Source organism: Streptococcus sp. GMD4S (genome assembly GCF_000296955.1).
Genome location: NZ_AJRE01000190.1, coordinates 1 through 1,826, shown reverse-complemented (window position 1 = coordinate 1,826; position 1,826 = coordinate 1). Strand labels below are relative to the sequence as shown.

2 protein-coding genes and 4 tRNA genes are annotated in these 1,826 nt (G+C 40.4%); 2 read left to right on the top strand and 4 right to left on the bottom strand.

Annotated features, from left to right (window positions below):
• Both GMD4S_RS08520 and birA read left to right on the top strand, forming a co-directional pair.
• Nucleotides 1–452, top strand: a 452-nt coding sequence (locus GMD4S_RS08520; protein WP_000292590.1) for a helix-turn-helix transcriptional regulator, incomplete at its 5' end; no start/stop codon positions are given.
• Entirely contained in the window at nucleotides 449–1,384 is a 936-nt protein-coding gene (gene birA, locus GMD4S_RS08515; RefSeq protein ID WP_000835303.1) for a bifunctional biotin--[acetyl-CoA-carboxylase] ligase/biotin operon repressor BirA, read from the top strand. The genes GMD4S_RS08520 and birA, both read left to right, overlap by 4 nt.
• A 76-nt stretch (nucleotides 1,385–1,460) precedes the next feature.
• Here birA and GMD4S_RS08510 read toward each other — a convergent pair.
• The 4 genes from GMD4S_RS08510 to GMD4S_RS08495 form a co-directional block, all read right to left on the bottom strand.
• Nucleotides 1,461–1,548 (bottom strand) — tRNA-Ser (locus GMD4S_RS08510).
• Nucleotides 1,549–1,554: 6 nt separating this feature from the next.
• Nucleotides 1,555–1,628: transfer RNA gene (locus GMD4S_RS08505), tRNA-Ile, on the bottom strand.
• 33 nt (nucleotides 1,629–1,661) lie between these two features.
• Nucleotides 1,662–1,732, bottom strand: a tRNA-Gly gene (locus tag GMD4S_RS08500).
• Between the two features lie 16 nt (nucleotides 1,733–1,748).
• Nucleotides 1,749–1,821 (bottom strand) — tRNA-Phe (locus GMD4S_RS08495).
• Nucleotides 1,822–1,826 lie beyond the last annotated feature (5 nt).

Here is a 1,826-nt window from a genome sequence, read left to right as displayed (position 1 = left end):
CTAATGAATTGGCTCAACTCCACATCATGGGACAACTCCATGAACTAATGTTTCATCTAGGAACGATTGCTCCCAATCAGAAAAAAGAGAATATTTCATCAACTCACCAGCTCTATCTTGACTGCAAACAATTAATTGATAGTCACTATCCACGATCGCTCACCATTCAAGATTTAGCAAAAGAGCTATCGGTTCATAGAAGTTACTTAACTAGTGTGTTTAAAGAATTTCACCAACTCTCTCCAAAAGAGTATTTACTTTTCGTTCGAATGAACCGTGCTCAACAGTTACTAGAACACACAAATGAAACGATCAAAGTCATTGCATATTCTGTAGGTTTTTCAGACCCACTACATTTCTCAAAAGCCTACAAACAGTTTTTTCATAAAACACCTAGTCAAACTCGAAATGAATACTCTCACTCCCTCTTAGCTAGAAAGGAAAATCAATGAAATCACACCAACTAGTTTACCAAATATTAGCTAGAGAAAACGATTATGTCAGCGGAGAAAAAATCGGAGAAGAACTGAATTTAAGCCGTACATCCATATGGAAAGCGATCCAACGTCTTCAACAAGAAGGCCTAGAAATTGACAGTATCAAAAATAGAGGATACAAGCTTATTCAAGGCGATCTGATATTGCCTGATTTGATTCAGGAGAAAACCAACTTAACCATTCGCTACAAACCTGAGACAAAATCAACACAAACAGATGCAAAAGAAGGGATTGAGGCTGGAAACCAAGGAAACACACTCTATCTTTCAACCTGTCAAACAGCAGGTCGTGGCCGCTTTCAGCGCCCCTACTATTCTCCATCTCAGGGTGGGATCTATATGTCCCTGCATATTCAACCCAATCTTCCCTATGAAAAACTCCCTTCCTATACTCTCCTTGTAGCTGCTGCAACCTACAAAGCCATTAAAAATCTAACTATGATAGAAGTAGATATCAAATGGGTAAATGACATCTACTTAAAAAATAAAAAGATAGCAGGTATCCTCACCGAAGCAATGACATCAGTTGAAACAGGCTTGGTTACAGATGTCATTATCGGACTTGGTATAAATTTTTCTATAGCAGACTTCCCAGAAGACCTAAAAGAAAAAGCAGGTAGCCTATTTATGCCACCTGCACCAATTAGTCGTAATGAGCTCATCAGCGAAATATGGAATTGTTTCTACAATACGGATCCAGATGAGCTACTTTATATCTATAAAGAAAGATCATTAGTTCTTGGAAAAGAAGTTACCTTCCAGCTAGATGGAAAACTTAAAAAAGGACTTGCAAAAGAAATCTCAGAATCTGGTCAACTACAAGTCGAACTTGCAAACAAACGTACTATCTGGCTAAATAGCGGAGAAATATCACTAACAAATTGGTAATAAACAAATCCCCCTTTTAACGATCTAGAAGGGGGATTTACATACAAAAAAAGAGCCTAGAAGCTCCCTTTACGTACGGAGAATGGGGGATTCGAACCCCCGCGCCGGTTACCCGACCTAACGATTTAGCAAACCGTCCTCTTCAGCCTCTTGAGTAATTCTCCTATTAATGGGCACGAGTGGACTCGAACCACCGACCTCACGCTTATCAGGCGTGCGCTCTAACCACCTGAGCTACGCGCCCAAGTTCAAAAACTTGGTATGAACTTTCGTTCAAAGCGGGTGACGAGAATCGAACTCGCGACAACAGCTTGGAAGGCTGTAGTTTTACCACTAAACTACACCCGCTTAATAAAACAAAATATGGCGCGAGACGGAATCGAACCGCCGACACATGGAGCTTCAATCCATTGCTCTACCAACTGAGCTACCGAGCCAAATT

Coding starts and splice junctions, on each gene's coding strand:
- birA (WP_000835303.1), top strand. CDS start 449: ATGAAATCACACCAACTAGTTTACCAAATATTAGCTAGAGAAAACGAT.